The 19,029-nt window shown below is 32.8% G+C and carries 18 protein-coding genes; 4 read left to right on the plus strand and 14 right to left on the minus strand.

The window, feature by feature from the left end:
• Positions 1 to 11: 11 nt before the first annotated feature.
• Genes glf through RHO12_03930 form a run of 4 tightly spaced genes read right to left on the minus strand, consistent with a single transcriptional unit; the run spans position 12 to position 4,414 of the window.
• On the minus strand, positions 12 to 1,130 hold the full coding sequence (gene glf / locus RHO12_03915) for a UDP-galactopyranose mutase (protein ID WVD66929.1): 1,119 nt from the start codon (positions 1,128 to 1,130) through the stop codon (positions 12 to 14).
• A 2-nt stretch (positions 1,131 to 1,132) separates the two neighbouring features.
• The gene (gene galE, locus RHO12_03920; GenBank protein WVD66930.1) at positions 1,133 to 2,101 is read right to left on the minus strand and encodes a UDP-glucose 4-epimerase GalE; all 969 of its coding nucleotides are present in this window, start codon (positions 2,099 to 2,101) and stop codon (positions 1,133 to 1,135) included.
• A 40-nt stretch (positions 2,102 to 2,141) separates the two neighbouring features.
• The gene (locus RHO12_03925; protein ID WVD66931.1) at positions 2,142 to 3,452 is read right to left on the minus strand and encodes a UDP-glucose/GDP-mannose dehydrogenase family protein; all 1,311 of its coding nucleotides are present in this window, start codon (positions 3,450 to 3,452) and stop codon (positions 2,142 to 2,144) included.
• 5 nt (positions 3,453 to 3,457) lie between these two features.
• Positions 3,458 to 4,414 (minus strand): SDR family oxidoreductase, encoded by a 957-nt coding sequence (locus tag RHO12_03930; GenBank protein ID WVD66932.1) that lies wholly within the window; start codon positions 4,412 to 4,414, stop codon positions 3,458 to 3,460.
• Positions 4,415 to 5,528: 1,114 nt separating this feature from the next.
• Between RHO12_03930 and RHO12_03935 the strand changes: the two genes are divergently transcribed.
• A complete protein-coding gene (locus RHO12_03935) occupies positions 5,529 to 7,571 on the plus strand; it encodes a glycosyltransferase (protein WVD66933.1) in 2,043 nt (680 codons plus the stop codon).
• Positions 7,572 to 7,639: 68 nt separating this feature from the next.
• Here RHO12_03935 and RHO12_03940 read toward each other — a convergent pair whose 3' ends face one another.
• The 8 genes from RHO12_03940 to RHO12_03975 all read right to left on the minus strand — a co-directional run bounded on the left by RHO12_03940 (position 7,640) and on the right by RHO12_03975 (position 14,119).
• The gene (locus RHO12_03940) at positions 7,640 to 8,914 is read right to left on the minus strand and encodes a sigma 54-interacting transcriptional regulator (protein WVD66934.1); all 1,275 of its coding nucleotides are present in this window, start codon (positions 8,912 to 8,914) and stop codon (positions 7,640 to 7,642) included.
• A 13-nt stretch (positions 8,915 to 8,927) separates the two neighbouring features.
• Positions 8,928 to 9,947, minus strand: coding sequence for a beta-N-acetylhexosaminidase (gene nagZ / locus RHO12_03945; GenBank protein ID WVD66935.1), 1,020 nt, complete (start codon positions 9,945 to 9,947; stop codon positions 8,928 to 8,930).
• Positions 9,948 to 9,957: 10 nt separating this feature from the next.
• Positions 9,958 to 10,530 (minus strand): hypothetical protein, encoded by a 573-nt coding sequence (locus RHO12_03950; GenBank protein WVD66936.1) that lies wholly within the window; start codon positions 10,528 to 10,530, stop codon positions 9,958 to 9,960.
• Between the two features lie 28 nt (positions 10,531 to 10,558).
• Complete coding sequence (locus RHO12_03955) at positions 10,559 to 10,906, minus strand: HIT domain-containing protein (GenBank protein WVD66937.1); 348 nt, start codon at positions 10,904 to 10,906, stop codon at positions 10,559 to 10,561.
• Between the two features lie 49 nt (positions 10,907 to 10,955).
• Complete coding sequence (locus RHO12_03960; protein ID WVD66938.1) at positions 10,956 to 11,729, minus strand: YchF/TatD family DNA exonuclease; 774 nt, start codon at positions 11,727 to 11,729, stop codon at positions 10,956 to 10,958.
• 85 nt (positions 11,730 to 11,814) lie between these two features.
• Positions 11,815 to 12,990, minus strand: a complete 1,176-nt coding sequence (gene lapB, locus RHO12_03965) for a lipopolysaccharide assembly protein LapB (GenBank protein ID WVD66939.1) — start codon at positions 12,988 to 12,990, stop codon at positions 11,815 to 11,817.
• A gap of 2 nt (positions 12,991 to 12,992) precedes the next feature.
• Positions 12,993 to 13,310, minus strand: a complete 318-nt coding sequence (locus tag RHO12_03970) for a lipopolysaccharide assembly protein LapA domain-containing protein (protein ID WVD66940.1) — start codon at positions 13,308 to 13,310, stop codon at positions 12,993 to 12,995.
• An 89-nt stretch (positions 13,311 to 13,399) separates the two neighbouring features.
• Positions 13,400 to 14,119 (minus strand): phosphatase PAP2 family protein, encoded by a 720-nt coding sequence (locus RHO12_03975; protein ID WVD66941.1) that lies wholly within the window; start codon positions 14,117 to 14,119, stop codon positions 13,400 to 13,402.
• Between the two features lie 215 nt (positions 14,120 to 14,334).
• Here RHO12_03975 and ribA point away from each other — a divergent pair, with 215 nt between their 5' ends.
• The 3 genes from ribA (at position 14,335) to citG (ending at position 16,552) form a co-directional block, all read left to right on the plus strand.
• Positions 14,335 to 14,943 (plus strand): GTP cyclohydrolase II, encoded by a 609-nt coding sequence (gene ribA / locus RHO12_03980; protein ID WVD66942.1) that lies wholly within the window; start codon positions 14,335 to 14,337, stop codon positions 14,941 to 14,943.
• A 221-nt stretch (positions 14,944 to 15,164) separates the two neighbouring features.
• Positions 15,165 to 15,380: a hypothetical protein gene (locus RHO12_03985; GenBank protein ID WVD66943.1), complete on the plus strand. Its 216-nt coding sequence runs from the start codon at positions 15,165 to 15,167 to the stop codon at positions 15,378 to 15,380.
• A gap of 227 nt (positions 15,381 to 15,607) precedes the next feature.
• On the plus strand, positions 15,608 to 16,552 hold the full coding sequence (citG, locus tag RHO12_03990) for a triphosphoribosyl-dephospho-CoA synthase CitG (GenBank protein WVD66944.1): 945 nt from the start codon (positions 15,608 to 15,610) through the stop codon (positions 16,550 to 16,552).
• 11 nt (positions 16,553 to 16,563) lie between these two features.
• On the opposite strand, the gene RHO12_03995 is transcribed toward citG, so the two are convergent.
• Positions 16,564 to 17,253 carry a response regulator gene (locus tag RHO12_03995; protein ID WVD66945.1) on the minus strand — a complete coding sequence of 230 codons (690 nt, stop codon included), beginning with the start codon at positions 17,251 to 17,253 and terminating at the stop codon, positions 16,564 to 16,566.
• Between the two features lie 38 nt (positions 17,254 to 17,291).
• Positions 17,292 to 18,908, minus strand: coding sequence for a sensor histidine kinase (locus tag RHO12_04000; GenBank protein ID WVD66946.1), 1,617 nt, complete (start codon positions 18,906 to 18,908; stop codon positions 17,292 to 17,294).
• Between the last annotated feature and the right edge of the window lie 121 nt (positions 18,909 to 19,029).

Raw genomic sequence — 19,029 nt, forward strand, 5'->3', positions numbered from 1 at the left:
ATATTTTTAAATTATTTTTTTAATTCTTCAAATAAAACTAAAGCTCTTGCAACTATTTGATCCATATTATAATATTTGTAATCACCTAGTCGTCCTAAAAAATACACATTCGATAATTTATTCGCTTCTTCATTATATTTCTTGTATATTTCATGATTAATATCTTTCGGGACTGGGTAATATCGTTCATTTTTTCCTCTTTCAAATTCTTGAGGATACTCATAAGATATAATTGTCTTAGACGATATTTCATCTAAATAATATTTATATTCAACAACTCTAGTGAAATCATAATTTTCTGAATAATTAATTTGAGGACCTAGTTGGTAATATTCGGTAGCATATTCAACAAATTCAAAGCGGAGGCTTCGGTAAGATAATTCACCAAATTTATAACCAAAATACTCATCAATTGGACCGGTATAAAACAGGCGCTCATATGTAATATCATTTTTGATTGAATCAAAGTCTGTATTGAGTTGTATAGTAATTAATGGATTATCTAATATTTTCCTCACCATCTCAGTATAGCCACAGAGAGGAATAGCTTGGTATTTATCTTGGAAGTAACGGTTATCTCGACTAATATAAATTGGTACTCTATTAGTTACTGATTCGTCTATATCTTCTGGACGCACTCCCCACTGTTTAGTGGTATAGCCTAGGAAAGTTTTATCGTATATATAATTAGCTAGGAATTCTAATTCTTTATCTTTAATTTTTCGTAATTCTAAAATTGGAACTTTCGTGTTGAAGTCAAATTGTTCTAATAACTTCTCCTCCAATCTATTGGCTAATGCTTTAGGAAAAACTTCTTGTATCGTATTTAAATTAAAAGGAATATTTACAATTTTTCCATCAATCATTGCTTTCACTTGGTACATGAAATAGTGCCATTTTGTAAATTGACTCAAATAATCCCAAACTTTAGAGTCACTAGTATGAAATACATGAGGTCCGTAGCGATGAACGGTAATACCATTCCGATCTTTATAATCATAAATATTACCACCAACATGATCTCGTTTATCTATAATAAACACTTCTTCTTTTAATTCACTTGCAATTCGTTCTGCTAAAACTGCTGCAGATAAACCACACCCTACAATTAAATTTTTCACATGTTTCATTATTAATATTTCCGATTATTTTCCCAATCCCATGCTGTTTGAATAATATCTCTAATTTCTATATATTCTGGCCTCCACTCTAAAATATCTTTAGCTTTAGAATTGTCAGCAAATAAGCGAGCTGGATCACCAGCTCTACGTGTAGTATATTCTACAGGACAAGTTTTACCTGAAACTATTTCGGCAGCACGAATAATCTCTTTCACGGAGTTACCAATACCAGTGCCTAAATTTATATATCCTGAGTAGCTATCAAGCTTCTCCATTGCTATCCTATGCGCTATAGCAAGATCATCAACATGAACATAATCTCTAATACAAGTACCATCGGGTGTTTCGTAGTCTGTCCCAAAAACTTTTATTATAGAAATATCTCCTTTTATCGCTTTTAGAACTAAAGGAATTAAATGGGTTTCTGGTGTATGACTTTCACCTATTAATCCATTTTTATTAGCTCCTGCCGCATTAAAATAACGCAACGCGATATATTGAAGACCATAAGCTTTGTTATAATCAGCAAAAATTTGCTCAATCATAAGTTTACTATGTCCATAAGGATTAATCGGATTTTGTATATGCTTTTCGTCAATTGGAGTGTATTGAGGCTCACCATATGTAGCGCATGTGCTCGAAAATACTATTTTTTTAACATTATTCTCTAACATTATGTCGAGTAAGTTTAATGTTCCACATACATTATTTTGGTAATATTTTTGTGGGTTAGTCACACTTTCACCTACATAGGCAAATGCGGCAAAATGAATAACAGCTTTAATACAGAATGACTCAAAAATTGAGCTAAGGCTTTCTTTATCCATTAAATCGGCTTGAATAAAAACGGCTCTATCATCTATAGCATCTTTGTGCCCATATACTAAATTATCGACGACAATACATTCATATCCTTGATCAAGTAAATGTTTTAGCGTATGAGAACCTATATAACCTGCACCACCAACAATAAGAATCATCTTTTTCTCCATTGATTCAATAACAATTAAGGTTAAAAATTTAGACTTGATAGCCAATACCTAAATATTGCAAATCCGCCTTAACAACATCTTCTGCAGAAAGAACATTTCGTAAATCAATAATAATATTATGTTTTAATAAAGACTTTACTTTATCTAAATCAAGCAACTTAAATTCATCCCATTCAGTTAATATAACTAAAATATCAGCACCACACATAGCATCATAAGCGGAATTAGCATATTCAATTTTATCACCAAGTAAGTCCTTCACATTGTTTAAGGCTTTTGGATCATATGCGATAACATCTGCATTTAAATTTAATAATTCTTCAATAATTTCAACTGCAGGACTTTCTCTACAATCATCTGTCCCACCTTTAAAAGCTAATCCTAATGCAGCTATGCGAGGTTTAGCTTTGTTTACTTTAATTGCGTTTATAATCTTGTGTGCCATCTCTTTTTTACGTTGATGGTTACCTTGAATTGCAGCTTCGACTAGACTTAAATTAATATCATTTTGACGCCCCATATAAGCCATAGCATTTGTATCTTTAGGAAAACAACTTCCGCCATAGCCGGGGCCAGCATTTAAAAATTTATTGCCTATTCTTGTATCTAGCCCCATTCCAGCCGCAACTTCACGAATATCTGCACCTGCTTTTTCACAAAAATTTGCCATCTCATTAATATAATGAATTTTAATTGCTAAAAATGAGTTCGATGCATATTTTATTGTTTCACTCGAGCGTCTTGAAACGAATAATATTTCAGTTTTATCGTCAAATGGTGCATATAACTCACTAATTATACTAATTGCTCGCTTACTATTTGCCCCGACAATAATTCGGTCAGGATTAAAAAAATCATAAACAGCAAATCCCTCACGTAAAAACTCAGGTAAAGAGATAACATCAAAGTTAGCATTAGGATTACGCTTAGAGATCAAGCATTCAATATCATCTCCCGTGCCTACTGGCACGGTCGATTTAGTTGCAATGACAGTGTAATCTTGCAAGTAGTCGGCTAGCTCAGTTGCTGCTGCATGTATATATTTCATATCAGCTTCTTTTGTTACTGGATGTGGTGGAGTACCGACAGCAATAATAACAATATCAGCTTTTTCTATACCTTCTTTCATTGAAGTTGTGAAAGTAATACGCCCTTCATGCAAATTTTTATTAAATAACTCTTCTAACCCTTCCTCAAATAAAGTAATATGGCCTGCTTTTAAACGTTCAATTTTACTTAGTTCTCGATCAATACAAACAACATCATTACCTAATTCAGCTAACCCTACTCCTGTCGGCAAACCGACATACCCAGTACCAATAATAGCAATTTTCATCATTTTACTCACTTAATGTTTTTTAATTCATTGGAAAAATAATTAATTGTTTTATCTAAGCCTTCATCTAATTGAATTTTAGGTTCCCAATTTAGTTTATTTTTAGCTAACGAAATGTTAGGACGTCTTTGTGTTGGATCATCGCCAGGCAGTGGTTTATAAACTAATTTCGATGTTCCGCCAACTTTTAATAAAATTTTTTGGGCTAATTCTAATATTGTAAACTCACCTGGATTGCCCGTATTAACAGGACCAGTAAAACCTGTAGGGCTATTCATCATTCGAATTATCACCTCGATTAAATCGTCGACATAACAAAATGAACGTGTTTGTAAACCATCACCATAAATAGTAATATCTTCATTACTTAAAGCTTGACAAATAAAGTTACTCACTACTCTACCATCTTTAGGATCCATTTTAGGCCCATATGTATTAAAAATACGAATAACTTTAATATCGACCCCTTCCTCTCGGTAATAATCAAAAAATAAACTTTCAGCGCAACGTTTACCTTCATCATAACAAGCGCGAATACCTATCGGATTAACGTTACCTCTATACTCTTCGTCTTGGGGATGAATCAGTGGTTCACCATAGACTTCAGATGTTGAGGCCTGTAAAATCGTAGCATTTTTTTCCTTCGCTAATTCCAACATATTGATGGCACCAAATACCGATGTTTTAGTTGTCATTATTGCAGCTTTTCCTTGATAAGCAGGGGGGGAAGCCGGACACGCTAAATTATAAATTTGATCTATATTATTATCAATTTTTAAATAATTAATAATGTCGTGTTCGATAAAACGAAAATTAGGATGATTTAATAAAGAATTAATATTTTCTAGTCTTCCGGTATAGTTGTTATCGACACAAATAACCGTATTTCCCTCGCTTATTAAACGCTCACAAAGGTTAGATCCAAGAAAACCTGTCCCACCAGTCACTACAATTGTTTTTGTCATAAAATATTCTCGCTTATAATACTGATTAATTAAATTAGATAAAATAATAGATTTACTCGTAAACTTAACTACACACCAATAGATTATATAAAGTCATATTAAATCTAATCAACATTAGTCAAATAGAAAACTTTGAATAGAACAACGCTATTCCCACTAAAATCAGCTAAATAGTATTTTAGTCCAGTTACATTTATTTTCTAGATCTTACCTAAAATATACTTAAATTCTTTAATAATTAGTGATTAAATGACTTTTAACTTTTCCACACTAAAATTACGATTATTTAATAGATAATAATCATATTACTAATTTTATTTTTTATATTTTATTAAAATAAATGCAGCATAATACACTAAATTATTTTTATTGTAATCTAAATCACAAATGCTAGTTGATAACATCAAAGCGTGAGCCAAACAGGCAACCTCTGGGATAATGCAGTTACAAAAAGTGTCTTTCATACCTTAAAAACAAATATTATTCATGATTGTTATTGCAAAACACGGGAGCGTTAAACAAAGTACTATTTGAATATTAAAATCTATTATCGTCGTGGTCGTCGTCATTCAGCTAATGGCTGGAAAAACAGTATAACCAAAATAACTCATTTATAGAGGAGGGACTGTCTAATATTTTGCTGAGGATAAAATTTTTATAAACTTAATATGATATGGATTAATATGTCATAAAAATGACTTGTTTATAGTTGATGAAAGGTTATTTTTTTTAAAACTTAGTTTTTTTAAACACATTGTACTAATTTAATGCAGTCCATCTTAAGAAGGATTGAAAAATAATATATCTTATGAGATCCTTACTTACAAAGCTAAGTTATCAGAATAATTATAAGCCTGCGTTTAGAGCCTCATATTAAAAACTATTACTAGTATTTTCTCTATTCACCAACTTATACTATATTTTATTTTAGATTCAGTAATCTTAATCCAAATAGAGTTTTGTTTAATGTTAGAATCTAGATAGATTGAAATTAGCTATATTTTCTAAACATGATGCGCACTTAAAATAATTAATTTATTGATATATTTGGATTTTTATTTATTAACTGTATTTTTAACGATTAGAGATTTTTTTAAAAATTAAGGAATTAAAGATGATAAAAGAGCGTGGTGGATTAATTAGTAATGAGACGAAACTATTAAACTCAGACGAAAATCCAACTATTAGTGTTGTAATGTCAACGTGTAATAAAAAAAAATTCCTTAAAAATTCAATAGAATCTATCCTTAAACAAACATTTATCAATTTTGAGTTTATCATTATTGATGATGAATCTACAGATGGTTCTATTGAACTAATCCAAGAATATACAGAAAAAGACGACAGAATTATTTTTATTAAAAATACAAGAAAAATGGGATATTACCATAACTTGCAACTAGGTTTTAAGATCGCAAAAGGGAAATATATTGCAAGGATGGATGATGATGATATTTCTGAATTAACTCGTCTTAGTAAGCAGGTTATATATCTTGAAAAAAATAAGCATATTACGGTATTAGGTTCTTTCGTCGATGTTATTGGTGATCCTGACATGGAAATCTGTGGCAAAAATATTGACGATCCAGAAATTTTGTCTGTTTTATTAAATATTGATAGTTTTATTTATAATTCATCAGTTATGATCCGTAAGTCTTTTTTAGATTTACATACTCTAACTTATAATACAAAATATAATCTTGCTGAAGATTATATTTTGTGGTCCACAATTTTACTTGTCGGTGGCAAAGTTCAAAACTATCCTGAAATTCTAATTCATTGTCGAATGCATAAAAAGAACATTATAACGAATAAAACGATGATGCTGGCTAGACAAAAAATGTTACGACGTTTTTTTGATACAGATAATGAATTGCAAGAATTTATCTCTATATATTACAATCAAGATAATATTTTACGATTACCTCTAATTAATATTATTAAAGATCTTTCAGAAAAAAATATAAAACAAAAAGTATTACCTCAATGTGCTTTTGATAAAACTATTGATAAACTAAATGGGTGTTTAGAACCAGCTTTTGATAAAAATAATATTCCCGTAGTCTTAGCAACAGATAATAATTACTTTCCTTATTTAGGCGTAGCAATCGCCTCCATCATTAAAACTTCAACAACAACTAATAACTACGATATTATTGTATTAGAGGAAGACATAGATAGTTATCGCAAAAAACAGCTATTATCTTTAATAGATAATTATTCTAATATTAAAATTAGATTTATTAATATGAAACCCTTAATTGAAGGACAAAATGATAGAGCTATTTTTTATTTATCAGGGCATTTTACAACAGCTACATATTATCGTTTTTTTATTGCTGACTTATTAAAAAAATATGAAAAAGTTATTTATATCGATTCAGATGTTATTGTTTTAGATGATTTAGCAAATCTTTATAAGGTCAATATCGGTGATAATTTAATTGCTGCAGTCCCTGACGTTGAAATGATAAAAACTGTTAGTGCAGAAAATGAAGGAATCTATAATACCAATTATAGTAGTTATATACCCAATATCTTAAAAGTTACAAATTATTTGAAATACTTTCAAGCTGGGGTAATTATTTTTAATATAAAAGAGCTGATTAAAGAAAATTTTAGTCAAAAATGTATTGATAAGCTAAAGCAAATAAAAACGCCAATTATTGTTGATCAAGATATCTTAAATGCAGTTTGTTATGAGCAGGTTTACCTTTTAGATATGAAATGGAATGCTGTCTGGAATCCATTTATTTGGAATAATCATCATATTAGATGCTTACCTATCGATTTTTATAATAATTTCCTAATCGCCTTCAATAAACCTTCAATAATTCATTATGCTTCAGTTACAAAACCTTGGTCAAGCCCTGAAAGAGCAGAATCTTCTTATTTTTGGAGTGTAGCAAGAGAAACGCCTTTTTATGAAGAAATTATTATGAAAAATACAAAAATTTTCAATAATACTCAATCTATTAATTGTGAACCTTGGGAAATCGTTAGATATATTACTCTTTATAAGAAACTTACGTTTAAATGTGTCAGAAATAAAATTAAATATAAAGTTAGTTTTGGTGATGCAAGAAGAAAACGTAAAATGAGATACAATGAAATTAAAAAGCAAAAAGATGAATTAAAAGCATTCTTAAGAATTTAAAAAAGTATATTCATACTAGACTTGTATAGATGATTCCGTCACAAAATTCTATAATAAAAGGTGGGGGATCATTTCCCAATTCCATACTCTCGAAGCTTATTTGCAACGGCTGTATGTGAAATACCTAATCTTTTTGATAACTTACGAGAACTTGGGTGACTTTTATACAACTGCATTAATACTGTTTTTTCAAACTGCTTTGTTATTTCATCCAATGTTTTACCTTCAAGATCATCATTAAGTGAGTATTTAATTGGGCTATTTGGCAACTCAATACCTTTGGCGGTTATTTCTATTCCATTTAATTGAGCCAACGCCGAATATAATACATTTTTAAGTTCCCTGACATTTCCGGGCCAGTGATAACTAAGTAATTTAGTCTTTGCATCCTCTGTCAACGTTGGCACTGGTACGCTTTGTTTATTGGCAAACTCATGAATAAAATAACCCGCTAAATCAATGATATCCTCTTTACGTTCATTGAGTAAAGGTAGATGCAATGGTAATACGTTTAATCGATAATAGAGGTCCTCTCTAAACTTTCCTTGTTTGACTAGAGAAAAGAGATCGGCTTTAGTAATACAAATTACCCTTACGTCAACATGAACTTCATTATCATCACCAACTCGCCTAAATGCACCGTCATTAATGAAACGAATAAGTTTGGTTTGCATTCTAAATGACATTTCATCAATGCCATCTAACAATACCGAGCCTCCATTTGCTTGCTCAAAAAAGCCTTTTTTACCCTCACTTACTCCCTGATAAGCACCAGCAGCGTAGCCATATAATTCGCTTTCAACAACTTCATCAGGCATAGCTGCACAATTTAGACTGAGAAGCACTTTATCCCCTCTTTGGCTATATTGGTGGCATGCTAATGCAAGTAAGTCTTTACCCGTTCCTGTGGCGCCTGAAATTAATAATGGCTCTTTTTGCTTTGCAAAGGCTTTAGCTTGTTTTAGCAGTTTCTGCATAGACTCACTTTGTGCACAAAAAACATTGAATGCTTGCTGATTAGCTACACCTACTTGGACTAATCGGCTTTTAAGATAACCAATTGGTTGAATAACCAATACAAAACGACTAATATCATCAAAAATCTGTAAAAAATAGTATTGCTGGTTAAGTATAATTATTGTGCTTTGCAAGGTTGAAATAGGTATATTCGGATCAAGATTTAATAATCGATAATAATCAAAGTAATAATTAGCAAGCTTAGCGTTATCTAATAACTCATCAGGTAACGAAAATAACGTTATACCAGCTTGGTTGATTGCTAGCAGCTTCCCCTTAAGGGTAACTTCAATGATTGCAACTGGAGAATAGTTACCTTTTGTCATAATATAACTCTAATTATTGGTTTAAAGAATTTTGCCACTCTTCGTTTAAGAGGCTTAATTTTTTATTACGTTGTTGCCATTCATCACTTTTAAGTAACGTTTGATAATCAATTTTAGTTTTACATAGCAAATGCTTAGGTTTATTACTGGCAATATGACCTAAGCTCTCTAAAATAGCAAACGTCCCTTGACGATTATTGCATGCGAGTAAAATATCACATCCAGCATGAAATGCCGCACTTGCTCTCTGGGCATAATTACCTAAAAAAGCAGCACCTTCCATAGATAAATCATCGGAGAAAATAATGCCATCAAAATTAAGTTGCTGCCTCAATACTGTTTTTAACCAAAATGGTGAGCCGCTTGCTGGATGGTCATCAAAGCATGGATAAATAACATGAGCAGGCATAATAGCATCAAGTTTACCCGCTTTAATTAATTCTGCAAAAATTTGCATATCATGCTTAATTTCTGTCTGGTTACGATTATCAATAGGCGTCTCTTTATGCGAATCAGCAAGTACCGCACCGTGACCAGGGAAATGTTTGCCGGTGGTTTTCATACCCGCACTATGCATACCATCAATCATCGCGCTAGCAACTTCTTGCGCGATTTTACTATCTTGATGAAATGCACGAGAACCAATTGCTAAACAATCATGACCTAAATCTAAAACAGGAGCAAAACTGAGATCTATATCAAAAGCGATAAGCTCCATAGCAAGTACCCAGCCAGCATCAAATGCAAGCTTTTTGGCGTGTTTTAAGTCATTTAATTTTGCATAAGCTTGGGCTGGCGGTATAGCGGTAAAGCCGTTTTTAAAACGTTGTACCCTTCCCCCTTCATGATCAACACTGATTAATAAGCGTTCTGATGACGCAGCCCTTATTTCTTTAATTAACGTTGTTAGTTGATTAGGATCTTGATAATTTCGGCTAAATAATATCACGCCTGCAACCGCATTATGCTGAAGTAACTTTTTATCTTCATTTGAAAGGCTTAAACCTTGCACATCAATTATTAATGGGCCCATAGCGATCTCATTAGTTTTGGTTTGAGGCAATTTGATCTGACGAGAACTGCCAAATAATTTCACCCGTTTTGGTTAGAATTAGTTCAAGCGATACTTCTGCCAGTGTGTCGGGTAATTTAGGTGCTTGATCAATAATTGTAAACAATACATAATCAGCATTGACTTTTCTTGCTAATGCAATCATTTTACCGCGAGAAACGAGCGAATCATCATTAGGAATGCCTACACTTTGTTTTGCAATATTAACACTGTTACTGTCTATAACTTGAAATATAGTTTGCTCATTAAGCGCCTTCACTAAAATATCATTAATTGCTGTCGATGAAATATATTGTTGACTATGATTATTAACATCACTAATTAACAAAGTATTATTGCCATTGACTGCCATCGTTTCGAGTAGTTCATCAATTAGTGGTGATAAAATTATAGACCAATCTGTAGTTAATAATTTAGGCGGTGATTCAACAATCAATACTTCTTGTTCTATTAATGCAGGTTGGTTATTTGAATTAAGTAGATGACAACCGGCCAAAATAGTTGTGGCTACAATCATAATTACTGTTTGCAAAAAGCATTTCATAAACTGTCCTTTATCACCTATTATTAAATTAATGAACCAATTTACCCAGATGTTTTCCACCTAGCAAATGCATATGAATATGAAAAACCTCTTGCCCTGCATCTTTGTTACAGTTCATAATCAAGCGATAGCCACTTTGATCTATACCTTGCAATTTAGCTATTTTAGCTGCAACAACAAACAAGTGGCCTAATGCTTGCTCATCCGAAGGCGTCACGTCATTAATCGTCGGGATCAGTTTATTTGGAATAATCAAAATATGAGTTGGTGCTTGTGGTGAGATATCACGAAAAGCCGTAACCAAATCATCTTGATAAACAATATCCGCTGGAATTTCACCACGAATAATTTTGCTAAAAATAGTTTCTTTAGGCATATTACGTCCCTTTCTATTATTTAATTTTTATGAAAAGATTAAAAGTATATTAGCATAATCTTACGCCAAATAAATTGCAAAAATTCTCAGTCGTTTTTTTAGTGAAAACCTCAAGTGGTAATTGTTTTAAGACCGCTAAATATTCGGCAACTTGTCTCACATTAGCAGGGTGATTTTCTTTGCCACGATAAGGAACTGGGGCTAAATATGGTGAATCAGTTTCAATCAGCAATCTATCTAGTGGTACAAAGCGCGCGACGTCACGTAATGCCTCAGCATTTTTAAACGTAATGATGCCTGAAAAAGAAATATAAAAACCGAGATCTAGCAATCGCCTTGCGGTATCAATATCCTCGGTAAAACAATGCAACACCCCTGAATAAGCATTTTCAGTTTTAATCATCGCTAATGTATCTTGTTTTGCCTGCCGAGTATGGACTATAATCGGTTTTTTGAGCTCTCGCCCTAGCTGAATATGCTCAGCAAACGCTTGTTGCTGTAAGTTTGCATTATCTTGCTGGTAATAATAGTCTAATCCTGTTTCGCCTAAAGCAACGACATGTTCATCTGCTGCTAATACTTTAAATAAAGTGACATCAAACTCTTCATCCGCTAAATTTAATGGATGTATTCCGCAAGACAAGGAGACTTGCGCTAGATAAGGTGATAACAATTGCCTCATCGCTTGGTAACCCGATAAAGTTGTCGCAACACTTAGGCAATGATTTACGCCTCTTTTTTTTGCTTCTGCCAAAACATCAGCAATTGATTTATTATCATAATTTAAGCTGTCTAAATGACAGTGAGAATCAACCAAAAACATACCTTTACTCTTAATAGTTAATTTAGTGTTATAGCTAGATAAGAAAAAAATAGCAAAATATTATCTAATAAAATGGAATAAACAGCTAATCAGAATGTTGAACAAAATCACGAATAGGTTTGATCGTTGCCCACGAACGACAAGCTGGGCACAACCAATAAATTGAATTTACCGTAAACCCGCATCTTTCACAGCGATAATTTGGGATAGCCTTAATTTGCTCACCAACCATATTTCGTAAAAGTAATAAGCTTTCTTTCGCTCGCCCCTCTTCCGCATCATTTAAATGGTAATCCATTAAACGATAGAAACCTTTTAGATTAGGGTGTTTAACTAATTCTCGATAGATACAATATTGAGCAGCCTCTCTACCGGTTTGTTGCTCAATAATATCAGCTAGCATTAATTCTGCTACACTACCAGAATCAAGCTCAACACATTTTTTCAAAAATTGCTTAAGTTCATCTGGTTGATTTAAAAATTGATAACATTCTTTGATAAATGGTAAAGCCTCGCCAATAAAAGCTTTATCTTGAATTAAAATTTGCGTGAGATACTGCACGGCTTTTTGGTAGTTCGCTTGAGCCATCAATACTCGACCAAACATTAACGATGTACGAGCACAGTCAGGATCTGCAGAGATTGATTTTTGCAAATAAAATAATGATTTATTTAAATCATCGATTGCAATAGCGAGTGCGGCTAGCTCACAAAAAAATTGCGCAATCTCTTTATTATATTTAGCATGCCCTAATTTAACGAGTTTTGTTGCTGTTGAGATAGCCTTATTCCATTCTCTAATTGATTGATAAATAATAATCAACTGTTGTAGGGCATATTGCTGAAAATCATCTTCATCGATCAGCTGTAAAAACATGTCTTCAGCCCGATCATAAAAACCCGCGGCCATATAATCACGCCCAAGTTGTTGAATAGCTAATAATCGTTGCTCAAATGTTAATGATGAACTCTCTAAAAGAGCTTGATGTATACGAATAGCCCGATCAACCTCACCTCGCGAGCGAAATAAATTACCCAGTGTCAAATGGGCTTCAAGCGTTCCTGAATCTTCTTTTAGCATCTCAAGAAACAAATCAACGGCTTTGTCTTTCTGATTTGAAAGTAAAAAGTTTAATCCATCGACATATTCGCGAGATAAACGATTAGACTCATGTTGGTATTTTTGTTTTGCATTACGCTGCCCCATGTACCAACCATAGCTAGCAGCAATAGGTAACAACAAAAACAGAAGCTCAAACATAATTATTTACTATTAGTTGGTGATACAGTTAATTCTGCTTTTTGTCGGTTTGCCACTTCATCATCATACATCTTTTGAACTTTTTTGAGTCTTCGTTGTGTTGATGTAAGTCTCAGCTTCACACGAATAAAAAAGATCCCAGTAACCAACCAACCTAAGATAAAGCCTGTACCAAATAAAATAGCAAATAATGTTGATAATTTGCATTCGATTTGAGCAAATAAGTAATTAAAAACAACTATCTGATTATTATTAGCACCTAGAGTGATCGAAATAGCAAAAATAGCAATTAATAGTAAAAATAATATAACAAATTTCATTGATGCTTCCTTCTGTCGGTCAATTTTTTATTCTCTACGCGATAATAAGACAATTATATACTAAAGCAAATTAAAGATGTATTGTTAGTTTATTGTTTAAGTAACTGCCATTTAATAGCAAAATAATAAGCAATTAACGCAATCAACCAAGCAAGAATAGAGCCAGATATAACATCAATAGGATGATGCATACCTAAGGCAAGGCGACTGATTTCAATTAAAACCGTCCATGTAATTACTAAACCAACTATTACAAAATGACGTTTAAAGCGCAAAAACAATAAAGCTAAAAATGCCCACGTTGCGGCAAAAATGGTGTGACCAGATGGAAAAGTATATCCGGTTTCAGCACGCCAATGCCGATAAAGCCAGTTAGGTATTTGGGGTGAATGATGGACATATTGTCTAATAATTTGTTTTCTTTCACTGCGAGGTAAAGAATAAAAATACTCATCATCGACTTGATAGCTCTTTTCTATCCATAACACAAATGGCCTTGATTCAGCAGTATAATCTTTAACAATTGATTTTATCGTCTGGCCAAGTAAGATTGAAATTGCCAAAATAATAACTAACGTAATAAATTTACTTATTGAACGCACTTTTAAACAAATAGCAAAAACAATTGGCAAGATAAGACAAATTAGCATAGCCCATGGCATACCTGCCATTTCTGTAAACCAAAAAAGATATTTAGAAGAAACATTTAATGAGCTCGGTTGCCATTGCCAATCAATAGAAATTAAAAAAGCGGGGACAATAAGAAATATTATAAGAGTAATACATGTTTTTTTGATAACTGATAGCATTATTTTAATAAACAACCATTAACCATAAATAAAATGAAATCGGGCTGCCATCATAGCATAGTTGCTTAACTATGCACCGATTTTTACACAATTCGCATAATAAAAATTCATTATAAAGTAACAAGATAGTTATGTTAAACTAACTATCCTAACAATATATATATTGTCGATATAACTAAAAATTTTTATAAAACATTTAATAAATCGGAGTTTTTATGCAGTTAAAAAATGTTGCGCAAGCAAAACTACCAACACCATGGGGCGTGTTTACCATTGTCGGTTTTGAAGAGCTCGCAACAGGAAAGGACCATGTCGCAATGGTGTTTGGTGATATCACCCAACAACAGCCTATTCTTACTCGTGTCCACTCTGAGTGCTTAACTGGCGATGCCCTATTTAGCCTACGTTGTGATTGTGGCTTTCAATTAGAAGCTGCGTTAAAACAGATAGCAGAAGCAGGTACTGGCGTACTTCTTTATCATCGTCAAGAAGGTCGTAACATAGGCTTATTAAATAAGATAAAAGCATATGCATTGCAAGATAAAGGGTTAGATACCGTACAAGCTAATAACGAGCTTGGGTTTGCCGCAGATGAACGTGATTTTACAATTTGTGCCGATATGCTGGCACTGCTCGGCATAAATGAAATTAGAATACTAACTAATAATCCAGAAAAAATTCGGGTACTAGAGCTGGCTGGTATTAAAATAACCGAGCGCGTTCCTTTGGAAGTCGGAGAAAACCCTAACAACGAAGATTACTTAAAAACTAAAGTCGAAAAAATGGGTCATATTTTGCATTTGCACTCACTTAACAATATATAAAAATTTTGTTTTTATTTGAGAAAAATAAAAGAGTTAGTATATAGCTTGGCGTGCTATTCGATTTTTTGATTGTATTGTATTTTTTGTGACTATCTTTAAAATCTAAAATCACTTATTTAACTCAAAACAGATAATCAAAACAAAGTAAATAATCATTTTTATTTTTTCACTAATAATGCTATATTGTTGGTCAATATTATAATAACTACTGGGGGTCTTTTATGTTTAAAAAATTACTTAAATTAACAATAAGCTCTATTATTTTTCTATCAATTGGGGGGGCTCAAGCAGCCGTTATAGTCGAAACGGGGCCGTGGTCTCTTATCGGACAATCAAGCTTTGCCTGTCATTATCAGAAGAAAATAACAGTTTTAAATTACAGCTGGTATAGCTACGCAGTATTGCCTGCAAAAGGGAACTGCCCAACCACGTTCTAATTTTTGCCTAAATGATAGCCTACGTTTAGTACGTGGGCTTTTTTATCGCCAAAATTTGAGCGGGCAAACTACGGTCAATCATACAATTGTTGTTATACAAAATTTAGCGATATGGCTAGCAACAACCTAAGAATACTCAATAGCTAATAATTAGAATAATCGTTTTTGCTATCGGTTTTAATTTTTAAGACTAATAATATATAAAATCATCGATTGACAAAAATAGCATGGTCATTTTTAATGAATTACTTATTTCCAAAGTTGCAGGCATTAAATTGAGTGTTCATTTAACTAAAATTCATCAATTGCGTTCAAATCTAGCTTTACAAAACCGCCAATTACGTTCAGATGCCGCAAAACTTGCCCAAACCGCCTTATTGAAGGAGGTTGACTTAACACCTAAACCAGGATTAGTCGATCAAATGAATAACGGTGCTCACAGGGATATGAATTTAATAACGTTCTTACAAAGCATTGCCGCGATAACCCCCTATCTTGATGAGTTTTATTACTATGGAACTCATAATAAACATACCGATAATAGAGTATTCTTAGCGGATCTAAGAGTAATAGGCCTTAAATGTGAAGCGGCTATGTTTTTAGCAACCAGTAATATTAATACCCATAAAGGTGCCATTTTTGCTTTAGGTTTAATTTTATCATCGCTTGGGCGACTTGAAGAACAAAATAAATCGCCTCACTATTCAATTATTTGCAACCAAGTTGCAACCTTATGCCAAGGGATGGTTGAACGAGAATTAATAAGCAGCCCAGGAAATACCGTAGGGGAAAAGCTATATCGGCAATATGGATTGACCGGTGCAAGAGGCGAGGCGCAAAATGGTTATACCTTAATTCAGGAATTATCCCTACCCGTTTACTTTGATTGCCTTAAAAAAGGTTATACCGAACAACAATCTTTATGGCAAAGCATGCTGCACCTGCTCGCTAACAATAACGATACTAATGTTGTTTCCCGTGGTGGAATGAGTGGGCTTAATTTTGTCAAAGACTACGCGACTAAATTATTAAATGACAATAGTGCATTAACTTTTCTAGCAGAAGAAAAATTACAGCAATTCGATAATTTGTTGATCGAAAAAAATCTTAGTCCTGGGGGAACAGCTGATCTTATCGCTGTAACGTGGTTCTTGTCGCACTACAACAAATAATTTTAGCTTAATTAAATGAAAGCCTGTTTATAATAGCGTTCAGGTCTACCTATTTTGCCATAACGAATTTCAACCTTAAGAAAGTTGGTCTGAATACAGTATTCCAGATAACGTCTCACAGTTGTTTTACTTATCTGTGCTTTGTATGTGATATCTTCAACGGTTAATTCATCAACCGTGTTTTTAAATAATGCTTGAATTCTTTGCAACGTTAGCACATCAATACCTTTAGTACTTTTTTGGCTATCGGCAAAATCTTTAGTTTGTAAGTTAAACAATTCATCAATTTGCCGTTGGCTAAGATTCTTAGGCGAAGATTGGCGTAATAAAAATAATCTAAATTTATTTAGCGAATAAGCAATTCTTTCATAAGAAACGGGTTTTACTAAATAATCAAAAGCGCCATAACGAATAGCGTGACTACAGGTATCCATATCACTGGCTGCGGTAACAAATATAATATACGTTGCCAGATGTTTATTTACAATATAATCAAATAGCTCAATACCTTGGCCGTCAGGCAGATAATTATCGAGTAAAACCAATTGTGGATTAAATTTTTCTAACATAACTTTGGCATCACTTAATGTTGAAGCAATACCTATCACTTTAATATTAGTATTACGCTGTACAAATGCCGCATTCACTTCAGCTAGCACAGGCTCATCTTCTACAATTAACGCTTTAATCTCAAGACTCATCTTTTACCTCTTAATTATTATTATCATAACCACTTATTTTATTTAGGAATAAAAATAGAAAAAATAGTCCCTTGAGGTAAATTATTATTAATTTCAATATACCCATTAGCTTTTTCTGTATAAGTTTTGACTAAATATAATCCAATACCATGGCCTTTGCTTTTGGTTGTAACGCCAAGTTTAAAAATCGACGACTTTATTGCCTCGTCAATTTGATGGCCTTCATCACTGACTTCAATCACATGTTCATCGGTCGCATCACTTAAATATAGGTGAATAATTTTCTTCTCTTTTATGGTTGATTCGTGAGATTGGATCAAACTTGCCGTAAAAGCATTATCGAGTAAGTTTGCAATAATAGACATAAATTCGGTTTCAATTAGCTTGTTTGGTATATTTTTAAGTTGACACATAGGATCAAACTCCAGCTCCAGCCCCATCTCATTGGCTTTAGTGAATTTACCGATTAACAGCCCTGCAATGGTTGGAACCTGAAACCTTTCAGTAATAAAATCGAGTTGTTGTTGGTTATGACTCGATTGACGAGTAATAAACTCTTTGGCATCCTCATATCGCTGCATATAAATTAATCCCAACAAAGTGGCTAACCAATTTTGATGTTCGTGACGCAATGCGCGTAAGTTGTCGGCATATTGCTGGACTTGTGATAAACGTTTACTCAGCAAATTAATTTCATTCATATTTCTAAATGTAACCACCCAGCCTTGTATTTTATCGTTAAAAATAAGCCGAATACGGCTTGCAATAACCGCTTCATGATTAAAATGACTAATACGGTCATACACATCTTCGAGCAAGCAATCATCATTACGCAATAAATCATTAGGGCTAAGGATATATAGAAATAGATTCGTTCCTTGTAAATTATCAGTGTGCTGTGGAATGTTAAGAAACTGTCGGGCAAATTGGTTTATATGGATAATATTATAATTAAGATCAACTGAAATTAGCCCTTCATTAATTGATTCCATAATCGCACTTTGCATTTTTACTAATAACGAAATCTCTTTAGGTTCTAAATTAAACATCTGTTTTTTAATTAAATATGAAAAAATATAAGAAAAAACAAATAAAAAGAAAAAAAGAATCAAACAAAAGATAATAAATGGATAAGATTGAATTTTATGTAGCTCGTTGAGCCTATCTAACATATATCCAACAGAAACAATACCAATAACGTCATCATTATCAATGATTGGTGATTTACCTCTTAAGGATTGACCTAGAGAGCCTTGGCTAATAATGATAATACTTTTACCTTTCAATACATCTTGATTATCATCACCGACCATTGGCACATTAATCGCTACATTTTCAGTATGAAAAAGGCGAGTTGCATTTTTATCGCCAATCACAATATAACTTGCATCACTTTGCTCGCTAATCAAGGTAATGAGATCCTTTATTGCATTTAGATCATGCTTTTTTACTGCAAGGGCTAATTCAGGAATTGCGGCTATCTCTTTTGCTTGAATTTGGGCTCTTTCGCCTAAATTAGTATATAAATTGGCTTCCGTAATACCATTAATGTATTGATGCATAATAAAAATAGCGAGTGCAAATAATACTGACAGTGCAATAAACAACTTTTGCGCAAAAAGAAGAGGAAACTTAGTAAGATATAACCTAATCATAGTATGTTTATGGCTAATTGTAATCGTTATGTAAGTTATTATAAATAGCATTAAAACCTATAGCGACATTAAAACCTTTAAAACCACTAATAAATGATGATACATATCACAAAACTGTAAG

This window comes from Orbaceae bacterium lpD02 (assembly GCA_036251875.1).
Taxonomy (GTDB): domain Bacteria; phylum Pseudomonadota; class Gammaproteobacteria; order Enterobacterales; family Orbaceae; genus Orbus; species Orbus sturtevantii.

Excerpts from the sequence above, each read along its gene's own strand:
- glf (WVD66929.1), bottom strand. The coding sequence starts at position 1,130 with ATGAAACATGTGAAAAATTTAATTGTAGGGTGTGGTTTATCTGCAGCA.
- galE (WVD66930.1), bottom strand. The coding sequence starts at position 2,101 with ATGATTCTTATTGTTGGTGGTGCAGGTTATATAGGTTCTCATACGCTA.
- RHO12_03925 (WVD66931.1), bottom strand. The coding sequence starts at position 3,452 with ATGATGAAAATTGCTATTATTGGTACTGGGTATGTCGGTTTGCCGACA.
- RHO12_03930 (WVD66932.1), bottom strand. The coding sequence starts at position 4,414 with ATGACAAAAACAATTGTAGTGACTGGTGGGACAGGTTTTCTTGGATCT.
- RHO12_03935 (WVD66933.1), top strand. The coding sequence starts at position 5,529 with ATGATAAAAGAGCGTGGTGGATTAATTAGTAATGAGACGAAACTATTA.
- RHO12_03940 (WVD66934.1), bottom strand. The coding sequence starts at position 8,914 with ATGACAAAAGGTAACTATTCTCCAGTTGCAATCATTGAAGTTACCCTT.
- nagZ (WVD66935.1), bottom strand. The coding sequence starts at position 9,947 with ATGGGCCCATTAATAATTGATGTGCAAGGTTTAAGCCTTTCAAATGAA.
- RHO12_03950 (WVD66936.1), bottom strand. The coding sequence starts at position 10,530 with ATGAAATGCTTTTTGCAAACAGTAATTATGATTGTAGCCACAACTATT.
- RHO12_03955 (WVD66937.1), bottom strand. The coding sequence starts at position 10,906 with ATGCCTAAAGAAACTATTTTTAGCAAAATTATTCGTGGTGAAATTCCA.
- RHO12_03960 (WVD66938.1), bottom strand. The coding sequence starts at position 11,729 with ATGTTTTTGGTTGATTCTCACTGTCATTTAGACAGCTTAAATTATGAT.
- lapB (WVD66939.1), bottom strand. The coding sequence starts at position 12,990 with ATGTTTGAGCTTCTGTTTTTGTTGTTACCTATTGCTGCTAGCTATGGT.
- RHO12_03970 (WVD66940.1), bottom strand. The coding sequence starts at position 13,310 with ATGAAATTTGTTATATTATTTTTACTATTAATTGCTATTTTTGCTATT.
- RHO12_03975 (WVD66941.1), bottom strand. The coding sequence starts at position 14,119 with ATGCTATCAGTTATCAAAAAAACATGTATTACTCTTATAATATTTCTT.
- ribA (WVD66942.1), top strand. The coding sequence starts at position 14,335 with ATGCAGTTAAAAAATGTTGCGCAAGCAAAACTACCAACACCATGGGGC.
- RHO12_03985 (WVD66943.1), top strand. The coding sequence starts at position 15,165 with ATGTTTAAAAAATTACTTAAATTAACAATAAGCTCTATTATTTTTCTA.
- citG (WVD66944.1), top strand. The coding sequence starts at position 15,608 with ATGGTCATTTTTAATGAATTACTTATTTCCAAAGTTGCAGGCATTAAA.
- RHO12_03995 (WVD66945.1), bottom strand. The coding sequence starts at position 17,253 with ATGAGTCTTGAGATTAAAGCGTTAATTGTAGAAGATGAGCCTGTGCTA.
- RHO12_04000 (WVD66946.1), bottom strand. The coding sequence starts at position 18,908 with ATGATTAGGTTATATCTTACTAAGTTTCCTCTTCTTTTTGCGCAAAAG.